The 15547-nt window shown below is 70.9% G+C and carries 13 protein-coding genes and 1 pseudogene; 6 read left to right on the top strand and 8 right to left on the bottom strand.

Translation table 11 applies throughout. The annotated features are described in order from the left end of the window. The first annotated feature begins 22 nt into the window (after nucleotides 1-22). Nucleotides 23-1867 carry a protein kinase domain-containing protein gene (locus O2L52_RS05575; protein ID WP_270114344.1) on the top strand — a complete coding sequence of 615 codons (1845 nt, stop codon included), beginning with the start codon at nucleotides 23-25 and terminating at the stop codon, nucleotides 1865-1867. A 279-nt stretch (nucleotides 1868-2146) separates the two neighbouring features. Here O2L52_RS05575 and O2L52_RS05580 read toward each other — a convergent pair whose 3' ends face one another. After that, complete coding sequence (locus tag O2L52_RS05580) at nucleotides 2147-2497, bottom strand: hypothetical protein (protein ID WP_270114345.1); 351 nt, start codon at nucleotides 2495-2497, stop codon at nucleotides 2147-2149. Between the two features lie 393 nt (nucleotides 2498-2890). Between O2L52_RS05580 and O2L52_RS05585 the strand changes: the two genes are divergently transcribed. Further along, nucleotides 2891-3403: a DUF3145 domain-containing protein gene (locus O2L52_RS05585; protein WP_270114346.1), complete on the top strand. Its 513-nt coding sequence runs from the start codon at nucleotides 2891-2893 to the stop codon at nucleotides 3401-3403. A gap of 59 nt (nucleotides 3404-3462) precedes the next feature. Here O2L52_RS05585 and O2L52_RS05590 read toward each other — a convergent pair whose 3' ends face one another. After that, nucleotides 3463-4110, bottom strand: coding sequence for a mycothiol-dependent nitroreductase Rv2466c family protein (locus O2L52_RS05590; RefSeq protein WP_270114347.1), 648 nt, complete (start codon nucleotides 4108-4110; stop codon nucleotides 3463-3465). Between the two features lie 189 nt (nucleotides 4111-4299). On the opposite strand from O2L52_RS05590, the gene O2L52_RS05595 reads away from it, so the two are divergent. Beyond that, nucleotides 4300-5109, top strand: a complete 810-nt coding sequence (locus O2L52_RS05595; RefSeq protein WP_270114348.1) for an AraC family transcriptional regulator — start codon at nucleotides 4300-4302, stop codon at nucleotides 5107-5109. A 42-nt stretch (nucleotides 5110-5151) separates the two neighbouring features. On the opposite strand, the gene truB is transcribed toward O2L52_RS05595, so the two are convergent. From truB to O2L52_RS05615, 4 genes are all read right to left on the bottom strand, one after another. After that, on the bottom strand, nucleotides 5152-6084 hold the full coding sequence (truB, locus tag O2L52_RS05600; protein WP_270114349.1) for a tRNA pseudouridine(55) synthase TruB: 933 nt from the start codon (nucleotides 6082-6084) through the stop codon (nucleotides 5152-5154). Nucleotides 6085-6311: 227 nt separating this feature from the next. Further along, nucleotides 6312-7637, bottom strand: a complete 1326-nt coding sequence (locus O2L52_RS05605) for an MATE family efflux transporter (RefSeq protein WP_270114350.1) — start codon at nucleotides 7635-7637, stop codon at nucleotides 6312-6314. Next, nucleotides 7634-8080 carry a 30S ribosome-binding factor RbfA gene (gene rbfA / locus O2L52_RS05610; RefSeq protein ID WP_270114351.1) on the bottom strand — a complete coding sequence of 149 codons (447 nt, stop codon included), beginning with the start codon at nucleotides 8078-8080 and terminating at the stop codon, nucleotides 7634-7636. Before rbfA ends, O2L52_RS05605 begins: the two co-directional genes overlap by 4 nt. Before the next feature lie 137 nt (nucleotides 8081-8217). Continuing rightward, complete coding sequence (locus O2L52_RS05615; protein ID WP_270114352.1) at nucleotides 8218-8514, bottom strand: DUF503 domain-containing protein; 297 nt, start codon at nucleotides 8512-8514, stop codon at nucleotides 8218-8220. Nucleotides 8515-8666: 152 nt separating this feature from the next. Here O2L52_RS05615 and O2L52_RS05620 point away from each other — a divergent pair, with 152 nt between their 5' ends. The 3 genes from O2L52_RS05620 to O2L52_RS05630 all read left to right on the top strand — a co-directional run bounded on the left by O2L52_RS05620 (nucleotide 8667) and on the right by O2L52_RS05630 (nucleotide 11170). After that, nucleotides 8667-9194, top strand: a complete 528-nt coding sequence (locus tag O2L52_RS05620) for a DUF6069 family protein (RefSeq protein ID WP_270114353.1) — start codon at nucleotides 8667-8669, stop codon at nucleotides 9192-9194. 75 nt (nucleotides 9195-9269) lie between these two features. After that, a complete protein-coding gene (locus O2L52_RS05625; protein ID WP_270114354.1) occupies nucleotides 9270-10532 on the top strand; it encodes a sensor histidine kinase in 1263 nt (420 codons plus the stop codon). Beyond that, entirely contained in the window at nucleotides 10523-11170 is a 648-nt protein-coding gene (locus tag O2L52_RS05630) for a response regulator transcription factor (RefSeq protein WP_309299881.1), read from the top strand. Before O2L52_RS05625 ends, O2L52_RS05630 begins: the two co-directional genes overlap by 10 nt. A 15-nt stretch (nucleotides 11171-11185) precedes the next feature. Here the strand turns inward: O2L52_RS05630 and O2L52_RS25555 are convergent. After that, nucleotides 11186-12685 (bottom strand): annotated as a pseudogene (locus O2L52_RS25555) (methyltransferase); the annotation flags it as partial. After that, a complete protein-coding gene (gene infB, locus O2L52_RS05640) occupies nucleotides 12598-15534 on the bottom strand; it encodes a translation initiation factor IF-2 (protein ID WP_270114355.1) in 2937 nt (978 codons plus the stop codon). The gene infB and the pseudogene O2L52_RS25555, both read right to left, overlap by 88 nt. Nucleotides 15535-15547 lie beyond the last annotated feature (13 nt).

A 15547-nucleotide genomic window follows, 5' to 3' on the forward strand; every position in this document is an offset into this window, starting at 1 on the left:
CTTCTGACAGGAAGCCCTCGCCTTGAGCTCCCCCACTCCTGCCATCCCCGGCTACCGCGACTTCGCGATGGTCGCGCACGGGTCGACCGCGTTCGTCTACACCGCCGTCCAGGAGCGGCTCGACCGCACGGTCGCCGTCAAGGTCCTGCTCGTCGACGACGACATGACCACCGCGGACTCGGTCGAGAAGGAGCTCGAGGCCACCGTCGCGGTCTCGAACCACCCCCACATCGTCTCGATCATCGACACCGGGCATACCGACGCCGGGCAGCCGTACATCGTCATGGAGTACTGCGAGGGCGGTTCCTACTCCGCGATCCTCAAGGCCGGCGGGCCGCTGCCCGTGGACGACGTGATCGACATGGGCGTCAAGATCGGGCAGGCGCTCCAGGCCGCGCACAGCGCGGACATCCTCCACCGGGACGTCAAGCCGCAGAACATCCTGCGCGGCCAGTACGGGCCCGCACTGGCGGACTTCGGCATCGCGCGCACCCCCGCCTCGCTGGCCGCGACCGCCGCGATCGACAAGCTCACGCCGCTCCACGCCTCCCCTGAAGCACTCCTGCGCCAGGCCCAGACCTCCGCGAGCGACCTGTTCAGCCTCGCGTCGAGCATGTGGCACCTCCTGGCCGGGTACGCGCCGTTCGCGAACCCCCAGGGCGGCACCGACCCCGACACGCACCGCGAGCGCGTCACCTCCGACGCGCCGCCGCCGAAACTCCCCCGCGACGACGTCCCCGAATGGCTCGAGAGCCTGCTCGTGCGCGGCCTCTCTCGCGACCCGGCCCGCCGCCCCGCCTCGGGGCAGGCGTTCGCCGAGGAGCTCCAGCGCGGCATGTACGGCGGCGGGGTCGGCAAGGCCGCCGCGCCCGCCGTGATCGGCGACGTGAGCAACGAGGAGACGGTCTACCGGCCCGAGGTCGCCTCGCGCGGCACGCGGGTGCCGCTGGACCCGTTCGCGCCCGTGCAGCAGATGCCGATGCCCGACCGGGGCGGCACGCTCGGCGGCGGCATCACCGGGGGCCGCACCGGCGGTTACGCCGGGGAGCTGGGCCACCCGGTCGACCCGCGGTACGCGCAGCTCGACGGCCTCGCCCAGGGCGGGACGCAGGGCGGGCCGGTCTCGGCCGCGCCGTTCTCGGGCGTGCCGATGAGCGGGCAGCCGTTCTCGGGGGCGCCCATGAGCGCCCAGCCGTTCTCCGGCGCGCCGCAGAGCGCGCTCCACGCCGCTCCCGGCATCGCCCCGTACTCCGCGCCCCCGCAGGCGCCGGTGAGCATGCAGCCGCCGCCGATGCCGTGGGGGCAGCAGGCAGCGCAGTCGCCGCAGTCGCCGCAGTCCTCCGTGCAGGAGCAGGTGTTCGCGCCGCCGGTGATCGGCCGCGACGGGTCCAAGCCGCGCAAGACCCAGGCGTACAAGGCGCCCAAGCCGGTGCAGCCGAAGCAGAAGGACGAGCGCAGCCTCAAGTCGTACGTGTACCTCGGGCTCACGATCACGGTGCTGCTCGGCGGCATCATGACCGTGTGGCTGTGGCTCATCTCCCCGAACCGGGACGCCGAGGACCTCGACCAGGCGAACACCGCGGGCGACGCCGCGCAGGAGCTCACGATCGCGTCGTGGGAGGACGGCTCGGTGAGCCTGACCTGGGGCGCGGCCGAGGACGCCGAGGGCCTGCGGTACATCGTCTTCGCCCAGCGGGTGGGCGACGAGAAGGCCGAGCCGCTCAACCCGGACGGCACCACGGCGACCGAGTTCTCCGCCGCGGGCCTGATCCCCGGCGAGGACTACTGCTTCACCGTGGGCGTGTTGCGGGCCGTCGACGACGTGCCGATGTCGGAACCGGTCTGCACCGCCGATCTGCCCGACTGAGCCGCCGGCCGGAGACGCTCGCCCCATTGGGGATCGTCCGATCGGGTGAGGCGTGCGCGTTCAAGGGCCTATTCGAAGTGACCCTTGATAAACCGCGACCGGCAATTTGCATAGGCACGGTTCCTTAAGACGCGGATCACGGTGACGAGATCCGCAGTTCGGTTTAGATCGCGCATTCGAACAGGCGATCGAGCAATTCGGGACCGCGGTCCGACCGGGAACGAAAAAAGCGCCCCACGCCCTCTCGGGCATGGAGCGCGAAGTTCGCGGGTGCGAAACCTAGGCGGCGACGGCCTCGGCGGCGAAAGCGTCAGCCTCTTCGAGGGTCTTCAGGGTGGTGTCCCAGCCCTGGTCCGCGGGCTGCTTGGCCGCGAGGCCCTCGATCTCGGCCTTGATCTTCGCGCCGTGACCGGCGGCGGCGAGGGCCTTGACGGCCTCGGTGAACGCCTCGGAGCCGGTGGCCAGGTGCAGGGTCTTGCCGTTGGTCAGGTTGCGCAGGTACACGTGCTTCCCGTTGTTGAGCGGGATCAGGTACTTGAACTCGCCGAGGACGTTGAGTCCGCCAGCGGAGCCGCCCTTCTGGCCGGCCTTGACGGAAGCGCGTGCTGTCTTGGAAGTGTTGGCTGCCACGCCGGTCTCCTCACCATGTCGTTACGACGTATCTTCGGCCCGGCGCAGGGAGAGCAGCTCGAAAGGCGGGCTCTGAACCTGGGTTGGACCACAAAAGAAAACCGACAGTCCGCCGGTCATGCGCAAGTCTAGCTCAGGCGGCGGCTGCGGCGACTAGCACACGTACCGGGTGTGACGCATCGAATGATCGAAAAAGTGAGCCCCCGGGGCGCTTTAAGCCTAGCGCGATGCTTTCGAAGCTGTCAGTATGTAACTGAGCGGAATAGCGTGCCGGGTTCGAGTTCATCCCACTCTCATCCCGGCCGATACCCGTTGCACGACTTCAAGTCGTTATGAAATGACCACAAGGAGTGAGCCAGTACTCAGATACGCCGATTCCCAAGGAGGTGCGCGATGCAGACACGCGGCGTGATCTACATCCACTCCAGCCCGTCTGCGGTCTGCCCGCATGTCGAGTGGGCGATCGGACGGGTCCTGGAGCGCTCCGGCTCCGCGGCGAGCCAGGGCGTCAAGCTCGGATGGACCCCGCAGCACGCCGAGCGCGCCACCATGCGCGCCGAGCGCCCCTGGACCGGCTACGCCGGCATGGGCGCCGAGTTCGCGAAGGCCCTCGCGCAGTGGCCGATGCTGCGGTTCGAGATCACCGAGGACCCGAGCGCCGGCGTCGACGGCGAGCGGATCATGCACGTCCCCGGCCGCGGCATCTACCGCGCGGCGATGAGCGCCGGCGGCGACATCATGATCGCCGAGGACCGCATCCGCGCGCTGCTGGCGACCACCACCAGCGCCGAGGCGCTCCGCAACGGGCTGGACCAGCTGCTGGGCCTGGAGTGGGACCGGGAACTGCGGCCGTACCGCCAGGCCGCGGGCGGCACCGAGCAGTCCTGGCTGTCCCAGGTCGGCTAAACGAGACGAACACTAAGGCCCGCAACGCAAAGCGTTGCGGGCCTTAGTGTTCGCGCCGTCTAGAGGTCGGCGGTGAGGTTGTCGAAGTTCGGGCCGTCGGTGCGCGAGCGCTTGAGCTCGTAGAAGCCCGGGGTCGTGACCACGGCGTAGACGCCGTCCCACAGCTTCGCGGCGGCCTCGCCCTGCGGAGCGGGGGTGACCACGGGGCCGAAGAGGCCGACCTGCACGCCCTCGTCGTTCTCGACGGCCACCACCGGGGTGCCGACGTCAGTGCCGACGAGGCCGATGCCGCGCTGGTGCGAGGCCCTGAGGGCCTCGTCCCATTCCTCGCTCTTGCCGGCGTCGGCGAGCTCGGCCGGAAGGCCGACGGCCTCGAGCGCGGCCGGGATGTAGACCTCGGCGTCCTTCTCGGCGCCGAGGTGGATGCGGTTGCCGAGGGCGGTGTAGAAGCGCCCGAGGGTCTCGTTGTCGTACTGCTGGGCCACGGCCGTCGCGACGCGCACCGCGGGCAGTGTCTTGGGCATGAGGGCCCGGTACTTCTCGGGGAGCTGGTCGAGGTTCGGCTCGTTGAGCACGAAGAGGCTCATCACGTTCCAGCGGACGTGGATCGGACGGAGCTTCGCGGCCTCGATGATCCAGCGGGAGGTCATCCAGGCCCACGGGCAGGCGGGGTCGAACCAGAAGTCGACGGTCTTGGTTTCAGCCATGCGGACTACACTACTTCAAATTTAAACAAGTTTCCTGGGCGGCTCGGCCCTATGATCGAGACACAACGTGGAACCACGATAAAAGGGATAAACTTGCCGTCGATGCTGGTGAATACGCGACAAGATGACATAACGGGCCACCTTTTCGGGCCCGTTCCGGAGGCGGCCGGGCACGACGGCCGCGGTCCCTTGATCGAGATCCTGACGCTCGCGCGGCTGCGCGCGAGCGGCGGCGCTCCCGCGCTGGCGCGGCCGTTCCGGTCCGACCGGCACTGCCTGCTCACCCTCACGTCCGGATCGATGCGGCACTCGGTGGACTTCACCGAGCACGACCTCGCGCCGGGCCAGTGGCTGTGGGCGCGGCCGGGCCAGGTGCAGCAGTGGGGCGGCCTCGACGGGGCCGAGGGCACCGTGATCCGCTTCGCGACCGAGTTCCTGGACCCCGACACGGCGATCGGCGTGTGCGTCGACGACCCGCACGCTCCGGCGGTGCGGGTCCCGTCGAGCGAGGACCACGCGCTGCTGCGCGCGGCGACCACGCAGTTGCAGTGGGAGCACTCGGCGGACAAACTGCCGCTGGACACGCGGCTGCAGGTGCTGCGGCACCTGCTCGCGGTGCTGGTGCTGCGGGTCGTGAGCCTGCCCGCGCCGCAGGCGGGACCGGACCCGAGCGAGGTGTACCTGGCGTTCCGGGACGCGGTCGAGCGGGACTACGCGAACTCGCGGCGGCTCAGCGACTACGCCGAGGCGCTCGCCTACTCCCCCAGGACCCTGTCGCGAGCCACGCTCGCGGCGGCGGGGATCCCGGCGAAGGAGTTCATCGACCGCCGGGTGGTCTTGGAGGCCAAGCGCATGCTCGCCTGCTCCTCGATCCCCGCGGCCCGCATCGGCGAACGGCTCGGCTTCAGCAGCGCCACCAACTTCAACAAGTTCTTCACCCAGCGAACCGGCACCACCCCGATCGCCTTCCGCGACTCCGCCCGATCACAAGGACACTGAATCCGTACGAGGAGCCCTTGAACACCGCACACCGCCACGATCTCAGCTCGCCGCGGCGAAGACCGTCTCCGGCTTCGCCTTGCCGTCACGCTCGATCATGACCGCGAGCAGGTCGCCGTCCTCGCTGAGGACCGCGTAGCGTCCCTCCATGCCGACCGGCTCGAGCTGCTTGCCGTACGACAGCGCCTTCGCCTCAGCCTCGGTCGCCGTGCGCGTCGGCATGAGCCGCGCCGCCGCCTCGCCCATCGCGAGCGCGCCCAGCGGCGCGCCCGCCTCGGACCGCTCCCCCAGCGTCTCCAAGGTCGCGGCGACATCGATCCCGAATCCGCCGATCCTGGTGCGCCGCAACGCGGTCAGATGCCCGCCGACCCCGAGCGCAGTCCCGAGGTCGCGCGCGATCGCGCGGATGTACGTGCCCGAAGAGCACGACACGTCGACGTCCACGTCGACGAACTCGCCCTCGCGCCGGATCGCCTCGACCGCGATGGACGCGATCGTGACCCGCCGCGCCTTCAACTCGACCTTCTCGCCGTCGCGCACGAGTTTGTAGGCGCGCTGGCCGTCGATCTTCACCGCGCTCACCGCGCTCGGCACCTGGTCGATCTCGCCGGTCATCGCCGCGAGGCCCTCGCGGATCGCGGCGTCGGCGACCGCAGAGGCGTCGGCGCTCTCGGTCACGTCGCCTTCGGCGTCGTCGGTCACGGTGGCCTGGCCGAGCCGGATCGTCGCCGTGTAGGACTTGTCCAGGCCCGACACGTACGTCAAGAGCTTGGTGGCCTTGCCGACCGCGACGATGAGCACGCCGGTCGCCATCGGGTCGAGGGTGCCGCCGTGGCCGACCTTGCGGGTGCCGCAGATGCGGCGCATCCGGGACACGACCCCGTGCGAGGTGATGCCCTGCGGCTTGTCGACGACGATGAGGCCCGGCTGCACCGGGCGCGCGGACTTGGCGGATGAGGGCGGCACTGTGGTCACGGTCGTAGAGGCTAACCGCGCCCCGGACCGTGCCCGCCGCGCGGGTGGCTACTGGTGCCGGTCGAGCGATTCCTGAAGGGCGCGCAGTGCCTCCGCCTTCTCCTCGTCCCAATTATCGGGACGGGTGCGGCGCTTCCGTCGAGTCGATGCATCAGTCTTCATCCTCGAGACCTTAACGAAGGTTCAGGAAAAATGCTGCGCACAATTCACATAGTGGGATGAGATTTTCAGGAGCGTTCGGCTCCGGTGACGGCCCACTCACCCGAGCGCAGGCGCCAGAGGATCATGCCGAGCCGCACGAGCATGAAGACCGCGATGCCGCCCCAGATGCCGGTGAGGCCCCACCCGAAGACGAGCGTGAGCCACGTGAACGGGAGGCCGCTCGCGATCGAGATGACGGTCATGTTCCGCATGAACCGCAGGTCGCCCGCGCCGATGAGCACGCCGTCGAGCGCGAAGACCACCCCGGCCACCGGCAGGAGCAGCACCAGCCACGGCCAGATGTAGCCGAGCTGGTCGTGGACGCCCACTTCGGCGGTGAACAGGTCCGGCAAAACCGGGAGCAGCGCGAGCACGACCACGAGGAAGGCCGCGCCGTACCCGAAGCCGACGATCGTCAGCCGCTTCGCGGTGGCGCGCGCGGCGTCCGGCCGGCCCGCGCCGAGGTCGGCGCCGATGAGGGCCTGAGCCGCGATCGCCACCGCGTCGAGCGCCAGCGCCGCGAAGAACCACAGCTGCATGCCGATCTGGTGGGCGCCGAGCGCGACCGTGCCGACGCGCGCGGCGACGGCGGTGGCCGAGAAGGAGCTGACCTGGAAGGCGATGCCGCGGATGATCAGGTCGCCGTTGGCGACGAGCTGCTTCGACATGAGCTGCCGGTCGATGCGCAGGGGCACCCGTTCGCGGCGCAGCGCGAGGAGGAACAGGACGCCGGAGACGGCCTGCGCGACGGCGTTCGCCCAGGCCGAGCCGACGAGGCCTAGGCCGACCGGGTAGACGAGGACCGGCGCGAGCACGGCTGAGAGCAGGAACGAAGCCGTCACGAACCACATGGGGCGCTTGGTGTCCTGGACCGCGCGCATCCAGCCCTGGCCGGCGCCGGCCACGAGCAGGAACGGAGCGCCGAGGACGGCGACGCGCAGCCATTCGGCGGCGGCGGCCTCCACGGCCGGGTCGTCGCCCATGAGACCGGCGACGGACCCGGCGAGGAACTGGAAGGCGATGATCATGGCCAGGCCGGCGGCGAGCGCGAGCCAGGTGCCCTGGACGCCTTCGGCCACCGCGCCGGGCCGGTCCCCGGCGCCGAATCGGCGGGAGGCCCGGGCGGTGGTGCCGTAGGCGAGGACCGCGCCGATGAACGGCGCGAGGCCCATGATGACGCCGCCGAGGGCGAGGCCGCCGAGCGGGACCGCGCCGAGGTGGCCGACGACGGCCGTGTCGATGAGGAGGTAGATCGGCTCGGCGGCGAGCACGACCAGGGCCGGGACCGCGAGGGACGCGATGCGCCGGTACGAGGCCGGGCGCGGTGCGGCGTCCCGCGTCGCCGGGGTCACCGGGTGGACTCCTCGGAGTCCTCCTCCGCGTCCTTCTCTATGTACGGGTTCTCGTCGCCCGCGTAGGCGGCGCCTTCGGCGATCTTGTGGACCTCGGCGTCGGCCGCGGCGGCCTTGGCGAGGAGTTCCTCGATGCGGTTGGCCTGGTCGGGGACGGTGTCGGCCACGAAGGTGAGGGACGGCGTGTGGCGCATGCCGAGGGCGCGTCCGACGGTGGTGCGGAGGTGCCCGGTGGCGCGCTCCAGACCGGCCGCGGAGGCCTTGACGTGCTCTTCGTCGCCGAGGACGGTGTAGAAGACCGTCGCTTCGCGCAGGTCGGGGGTCATGCGCGCATCGGTGATGGTGACCATGCCGACCCGGGGGTCCTTGAGCTTGCGCACCGCCTGGGCGGTCAGCTCCATGACCCGCTTGGAAACCTGGGCTCGCTTCGCCGCGTCTGCCATCGCATTCCTGCCTTCCGCTTCACGCGCACCTCGGTTCGGATGCGCCATACTCATGCACGGCCCGCCGGGCTCCGCCGGGTCCGTTCTGCGGCCCGCCGGTCGGGCGCGCCGCTACTGGCCTTGCAACGCTCGCGCGCCTATTCGTCTTCCGGGCCGAAGACGCGCCGCCTGGCGCTCAGGAGCTCCACTTCGGGTCGCCCCGCTATGTGGTGCTCGCAGGCGTCCAGGAGCTCCTGGACGTGCCGGTTCTCGCCGGCCACGGCGGCGACGCCGATGGTGGTGCGGCCGTGGACGTCCTGGTCGCCGACTTCGGCCACCGCCACCTCGTACTTCCGCAGCGAGGCGACGATCGGGCGCACGTAGGAGCGCTTGGCCTTCAGCGAGCGGGAGTCCTGAGGGAGGAGGAGGTCGAATTCTGCGCAACCGGTGAACACCGCTCTAGATTACGCGCCGCCTCCGACATCCCCAAGACGTTTAAAGCCGCCCGAAAACACCGGTTTCGCGACCTCCGTCACGAGTTGCTGCCACCATGGGGCCGAAGAGCGGGCCGTTTCGCGGTCCGGGGCTTCGCCGAGAAGGAGGAACCATGTCGGCACCGCAGGGCGGGTGGGTCGGGAACCACGAAGAACCGACGAGGCGGTACCCGGCGTCGGCGCAGCCGCAGCCGCAGCGGCCCGCGGTCGACGCCGCGAAGCTGTGGGCGGGCGGCTTCGGCACGGCGGTGGTCGCCGCGCTGGTCGCGCTGGTGGGCATCCTGCTCGTGCGCGGGGTCTTCGGGATCCACATCCTCTCGCCGTCCGACGCGGGGGCGTACGGCGACGCGATGACGACGACCTACGCGTTCGGGGCGTTCGCGGTCGCGATCCTCGCGACCGGGGTCGTGCACCTCCTGCTGCTGCTCATGCCGCGGCCGATGAGCTTCTTCGTGTGGATCATGCTGCTGGTGATCGCGGTGGGCGTGCTCATCCCGTTCACGGTGGTGGCCGATCTGGAGTCGCAGATCGCGACGGCCGGTTTGAACTTCGTCATCGGGATCTGCATCCTGAGCCTGCTCAATTCGGTGGCCGGGATCGCCACGCGGGAGCCGCGCCAACCTGGGGCGGGAGCGTACTGAGGTAGGGCTGTCCCTACCAGGAAGACACAGGACGGCCGGGTCGCGGGGGCGGCTCGGCCTTTCTAGTGTTGAGGCATGCGTAAAACCCTGCGACAACTGGGCATCGACACCGGCTACCTGCTGTCGATGTTCTTCATCGCCTTGCCCGCCTTCATCATCGGCGTGACAGGCACCGTGCTCGGCGTCGGCACCGCCGTCATCTGGATCGGCGTGCCCATCGCCGCCGCCACCCTCTTCGCGATGCGCGGCATGGCCGCCGCCGGCCGGTCGATGCTCCCGGCGGTGCTGCGGCGCGAGCTGCCCCGCCCCCGCTACAAGCGCGCCCGCGAGGACGCCTCGGCGCTGCGCCGGTACCTGACCCCGCTCACGGACGGCCAGTCGTGGCTCAACGTGCTGTGGGCCGTCGCGATCCTGCCGATCGCCATCACCGGGTTCGCCGTGGCGATCTCGTGGTGGTGTGCGACCGTCGCCGCGCTGCTGTACCCGGCCTACTCGTGGATCATCAGAGCGGCGACCGACGACAGCGACGACGGCCTGCGCTACGCCACCGAGTGGCTCGGGTGGGGCGACTCGTACCTGGCCCAATCGATCCTGGCGGTGATCGGCGGTGTGTTCATGGCGTTGACGCTGGTCCCGGTCCTGCGCGGCCTGGCGCTCGCCCAGGCGCTCGTCGGCAAGGGGATGCTCACGTCGATCAGCGGCCTGCACGAGCGGATCGACCAGCTCGAGGAGTCGCGGAACGCGGCGACCTCCGCCGAGGCCGACGCGCTGCGCCGGATCGAGCGCGACATCCACGACGGCCCGCAGCAGCGGCTGGTGGGCCTGGGCATGGAGCTGGCCCGCGTCAAGCGCCAGCTGGCGACCAATCCCGAAGCGGCGCAGGAGACCTTGGAGGCCGCGATCGCGCAGACCCGGGAGACCATCGACGAGCTCCGCTCGCTCTCGCGCGGCATCGCCCCACCGATCCTCACCGACCGCGGCCTCGCGGCGGCACTGGCGGCCCTGGCGGCGCGCTCGCTCGTGCCGGTCGAGCTGGAGACGAACCTCAACGGCCGGTACAAGGCCAGCGTCGAGAGCACGGTCTACTTCGTGACCGCCGAGTGCCTGACCAACATCGCCAAGCACTCACAGGCGTCCAAAGCGACCGTGGCGGTCGAGGACTGGGGGGATAGGCTGGTCCTCTCGGTCGGCGACAACGGGATCGGGGGCGCGCACGTCTCGAAGGGGCACGGGCTCTCGGGTCTCACCGACCGGGTCAAAGCCGTCGAGGGCCAGTGGACCATCGACTCCCCCGACGGCGGTCCGACAGTGATCGTCGTGGAGGTTCCGTGCGTGTAGTGGTGGCCGATGACGCCGTGCTCATCCGCTCCGGCCTGGTCAGGCTCTTGGAGGAGTTCGGCTGCGAAGTGGTCGCCGAGGTCGGTGACGGCGACGCCCTCGTGGAGGCCGTCGCCGAGCACCGGCCCGACGTGTCGGTGGTGGACGTGCGGATGCCGCCGTCCTTCACCGACGAGGGGCTGCGGGCCGCGACCCGCGCGCGCGAGCTCGTGCCGGGCGCGCCGGTGCTCATCCTCAGCCAGTACGTGGAGGTCTCCTACGCGGACGACCTCCTCGCGGACGCCCGCGGCGCGGTGGGCTACCTGCTGAAGGACCGTGTGATCGACGTGGACGACTTCATGGACTCGCTGAAGCGGGTCGCCGGGGGCGGCACGGTCTTCGACCCCGAGGTCGTCTCGCAGCTCATGGTGCGCCGCAGGAAGAACGACCCGGTCGCGACCCTCACCCCGCGCGAGAAGGAGGTCCTGGGCCTCATGGCCGAGGGCCACTCCAACAAGGCGATCGGCAAGAAGCTCTTCATCTCCGACGGCGCGGTCGAGAAGCACATCCGCAACATCTTCACGAAGCTGACGCTGAGCAGCGAGGACGGCGACCACCACCGCCGCGTCAAGGCGGTCCTGGCCTACCTGCGCTCGTAACGCGAGGAAGCCGCGCTCGACGAGGCGGCGGATCACGGGGTAGAGCTGGGCGTAGAGCATCGCCGGGGCCGCGCCGTACGTGTCGGCGAGGAGCTGGACCTGGAGGCGCACTTCGGCTTCGCCGTCGCACGCGCCCATGAACTGCACCAGGAGCGGGTCCAGCTCCTCGGCGTAGCGCATGCCGTTCGCCTGCTGGAGCCACTGGCGATCGACGTCCCAGCCTTCGTCGCCGATTCCGGCGGTCTGCTGGAGCACCACACCGTCGGCGACGCGGAGCCTCGCCTGCCACAGGGTCTCCGGTTCGAGATCCCTGTCGCGCACGGCGAACCAGTCCTGGACGCGGTCGCGCCAAGGGGTCTCGACCGCGTGGCGGGCCTCCTCGCAGACCACGGTGGTCGGGCCTTCGGTCCGGCGCACGTTGATGAAGCCGAAGCCCACGCCCGCGACGGAGGCGGTCTCGAACCAGGCGAGCCATGCGGCGGCCTGCTCGGCGTCGTGGTCCTCCCCTGAATCGCGCTGCCAGGTGCGCACGTAGTCGAGCGGGTCGAGCCGCTCGCGCTCCACGGCCCACACCTGGAGGCCCTCGTCCGGGAACCAGCCGGTGACGCGTTCGGCCCAGTCCTCGCCGGCCACGTGCAGCCAGTTCGCGAGGAACTGCATGGTGCCGCCCGGGTTGAGCAGGTCGGCCGCGGCCGCTGCGAGTTCGGCGGCGAGGCCGTCGCCTTCGCGGCCGCCGTCCCGGTAGGTCCAGCCCGATCCCGGGGTGCCGATGACGAACGGCGGGTTCGCGACGACCAGGTCGAAGCGGCGCCCCTCCACGGGCGCGAGCAGGTCGCCTTGCAGCAGTTCGAGTTCCACGCCGTTGACGACCGCGTTCAGCTCCGCGAAGGCCACCGCGCGCTCGCTCAGGTCCGTGGCGGTCACGCGCTCGGCGTGATCCGCGAGGCCGAGCGCCTGCACGCCGCAGCCGGTGCCCAGGTCGAGCGCACTGCCGACCGGGGTGCGGAGCGTGACGTCCAGGAGGAGTTTCGAGGCGCCGCCGACGCCGAGCACGTGCTCGCGCGTCCTGCCGCCGGTCGTGTTCGGAAGCTGGTCGGAGAAGAGCAGCCGGTCATCGGAGAACTGGGCGCCCCAGCCCGCCAGGTACTCCGTGTTCCCCCACACCAGGCCGCATTCGCGGGCCTCGTCGAAACCCAAGGGGGCCAATGCGCTCACGGCCTCCTCGGCCGGGACCGGCACGCCGATCACGAACAGTCGGGTGAGCACCCCCAGCCGGTCGTCCCCGCACTGCGCGAGGAGCGCCCGGTAGTCGCCGCGGTCGGCCGCGCGCATCGCATCGTCGCCGTAGACGGCCGACAGCGCGGCCCGGCGGAAGCCCCGAAAGGCTTCGCCGAGCCGCGCTGCGGCGTCGGTTTGGAGCAGTCGCACTAAACGCGCGGCTTCTCGCGCATCTCGAAGGCCTCGACGATGTCGCCCTCTTCGATGTTGTTGTAGTTCTTCAAGGTGAAACCGCACTCGAAGCCCTCGCGGACCTCGGTCGCGTCGTCCTTGAACCGGCGCAGCGAGGAGATGGTCGTCTCGATGACGACGTTGCCGTCGCGCATGAGGCGCACCTTCGCGTTGCGCTTGATCGAACCGCTCGTGACCAGCGCACCGGCGATGTTGCCGAGCTTCGAGGAGCGGAACACCTCGCGGATCTCGGCGGTGCCGAGAGCCACTTCCTCGTACTCGGGCTTCAGCATGCCCTTGAGCGCGGTCTCGATCTCTTCGATCGCCTGGTAGATGACCGTGTAGTACCGGACGTCCACGCCTTCGCGCTCGGCCATGTCGCGGACGCGACCCTCGGCCCGAACGTTGAAGGCGATGATCGTCGCCGACTCGCCGTCGCCCGCCGCGGCGAGGTTGACGTCGCTCTCGGTGATCGGACCGACGCCGCGGTGGATGACCTGCAGGTGCACTTCCTCGGGGATCTCCAGCGCGACCAGGGCCTCTTCGAGGGCCTCGACCGAACCGGCGCCATCGCCCTTGATGATGAGGGAGAGCGTGGTGCGCTCGCCTTCGGCGATCTTGTCCATGAGGTTCTCGAGCGTGGTGCGCGAGACGCGGGACGCCTGCTGAGCGGCGCGGCGGCGAGCCTGGCGCTGCTCGGCGATCTGCCGGACCATGCGGTCGTCGTCGGCGGCGAGGAACACGTCCCCCGCCATCGGGACGGACGCGAGGCCCTGCACCTGCACCGGGAACGACGGGGTCGCCTCGGTGACGCGGTTGCCGTCGGCGTCGTGCATCGCACGGACGCGGCCGTGGGCCCCGCCGGCGACGATCGAGTCGCCGACCCGCAGCGTGCCCTTCTGGACCAGGACGCTCGCGACCGGGCCGCGGCCCTTGTCGAGGTGCGCCTCGATCGCGATGCCCTGCGCGTTGCCCTCTTCCGACGCTTCCAGTTCAAGGGAGGCGTCGGCGGTGAGGAGCACCGCTTCGAGCAGTTCGGCGATGCCGATGCGCGGCTTGGCGGCCACGTCGACGAACATGGTCTGCCCGCCGTACTCCTCGGCGACCAGGCCGTACTCGGTCAGCTGCTGGCGGACCTTGCCCGGGTTCGCGTCGGGGAGGTCGGTCTTGTTGACCGCCACCACGACGGGAGCACCGGCGGCGCTCGCGTGGTTCAGGGCCTCGACCGTCTGCGGCATGACGCCGTCGTCGGCCGCGACCACGAGCACCACGATGTCCGTGACGTTCGCACCGCGAGCACGCATGGCGGTGAACGCCTCGTGGCCCGGGGTGTCGATGAAGGTGATCGCGCGGTCTTCGCCCTCGTGCTCGACGTGCACCTGGTACGCGCCGATGTGCTGGGTGATGCCGCCCGCTTCGCCGGCGACGACGTTGGACGAGCGGATCGCGTCCAGCAGCTTCGTCTTACCGTGGTCGACGTGGCCCATGACCGTGACGACCGGGGGACGCGCGACGAACGTGTCCTTGTCCTCGGCGTCGAGGTCGATGCCGAACTGCGAGAGCAGCTCGCGGTCCTCTTCCTCCGGGGACACGATCTTGATGTCCCAGTCGAGGTGGGCGCCGAGCAGCGTGAAGGTGTCCTCCGACACCGACTGCGTGGCGGTCACCATCTCGCCCAGGCCGAACAGCTCCTGGACGAGCGTGCCCGGCAGGGTGCCGATCTTGTCGGCGAAGTCGGAGAGCGACGCGCCGCGGGCCAGGCGAATGGTCTCGCCGTTGCCGCGCGGAGCGCCCGACTGCATCCTCGGCGCTGCGAGGTTGTCGAACTCCTGGCGCCGCTGACGACGCGACTTGCGGGACTTGCCTCGGGGGCCGCCGCGACCGAACGCACCGGCCGCACCGCCGCCGCGGGCCTTGCCGCCGCCGCCTGCGCGACCGCCGCCACCGCGGTACGGGGTCGGCGTGCCGGTCGAAGGACCGGAACCGCCCGCACCGCCGGCACCGCCACCAGTGCCGCCGCCGGCGCCACCGAAGGTGCCGCGGTAGTTGCCGCCGCCGCCACCGGGACGACCGCCGCCGCCACCAGGGCGGCCTGCGCCGCCACCGGGGCCGCCGCGACCGCCGCCGCGGGCCCCGCGGGGACCGCCGCCGTCACGACCGCCGCCGGCCGGACGACCGGGCATCATGCCCGGGTTCGGCCGCGGAGGCATCATGCGCGGGCTCGGACGGGGACCGCCCGGGCGCTCCGCGCCGCCGTCGGCGGCAGCGGGACGCGGCTTGGCGCTCGCACCGCCGACACCGAACGGGTTCTTGGGGCCGGGCTTCGGCGCGCCCGGACGGGCGGCCGGAGCGGGCTTGGGGCCGGGCTTCGGAGCGGCAGCGGCGCGCTTGGCGGCCTCGGCCTGCTCCTGCTGGCGCTTGACCAGTTCCTCGGCGCGCTTCTGCTCCGCGGCCACCTCGATGTCGCGGGCGCTCGTGGGCTTGGCTTCGGCCGGGGCCGGCGCGGGGGCCGGCTTCGGGCCGGGCTTCGGACCGGCGGCCGCACCCGGCTTCGGGGCGGCCTTCTTCTCGGCCTTCTTGGCTTCGGCCTCGGCCTTCGCCTCGGACTTGGCGTCCTTGGCTTCGACCTTGGCCTGCATGATCTTGGACGGGCTCGGTGCCGCCGGGCGCGGGCCCTTGGGGGCCGCGGCCGCCTTGGCGGGCTCAGGCGTCGGGGACTCGGTCTTCCCGGCCGACGCGGCCGGGGCGCCCTGTGCGGCGTCGTATTCCTGCCGCAGTCGACGCGCCACAGGCGCTTCGACCGTGCTCGACGCTGACTTCACGAACTCGCCCATGTCACCGAGGCGGGAGAGCAATTCCTTGCTCGTCGTGCCCAGTTCCTTGGCAAGTTCATGTACGCGGGGCTTTGCTGCCACTGCACTCCTCAAT

The organism is Glycomyces algeriensis (assembly GCF_027622855.1).
GTDB classification, from domain to species: Bacteria; Actinomycetota; Actinomycetes; order Mycobacteriales; family Micromonosporaceae; genus Glycomyces; species Glycomyces algeriensis.

What these genes read in the sequence shown, in the direction of transcription:
- O2L52_RS05620 (WP_270114353.1), top strand. Translation starts at nt 8,667, where the DNA reads ATGTCGGCACCGCAGGGCGGGTGGGTCGGGAACCACGAAGAACCGACG.
- O2L52_RS05585 (WP_270114346.1), top strand. Translation starts at nt 2,891, where the DNA reads ATGCAGACACGCGGCGTGATCTACATCCACTCCAGCCCGTCTGCGGTC.
- O2L52_RS05625 (WP_270114354.1), top strand. Translation starts at nt 9,270, where the DNA reads ATGCGTAAAACCCTGCGACAACTGGGCATCGACACCGGCTACCTGCTG.
- rbfA (WP_270114351.1), bottom strand. Translation starts at nt 8,080, where the DNA reads ATGGCAGACGCGGCGAAGCGAGCCCAGGTTTCCAAGCGGGTCATGGAG.
- O2L52_RS05590 (WP_270114347.1), bottom strand. Translation starts at nt 4,110, where the DNA reads ATGGCTGAAACCAAGACCGTCGACTTCTGGTTCGACCCCGCCTGCCCG.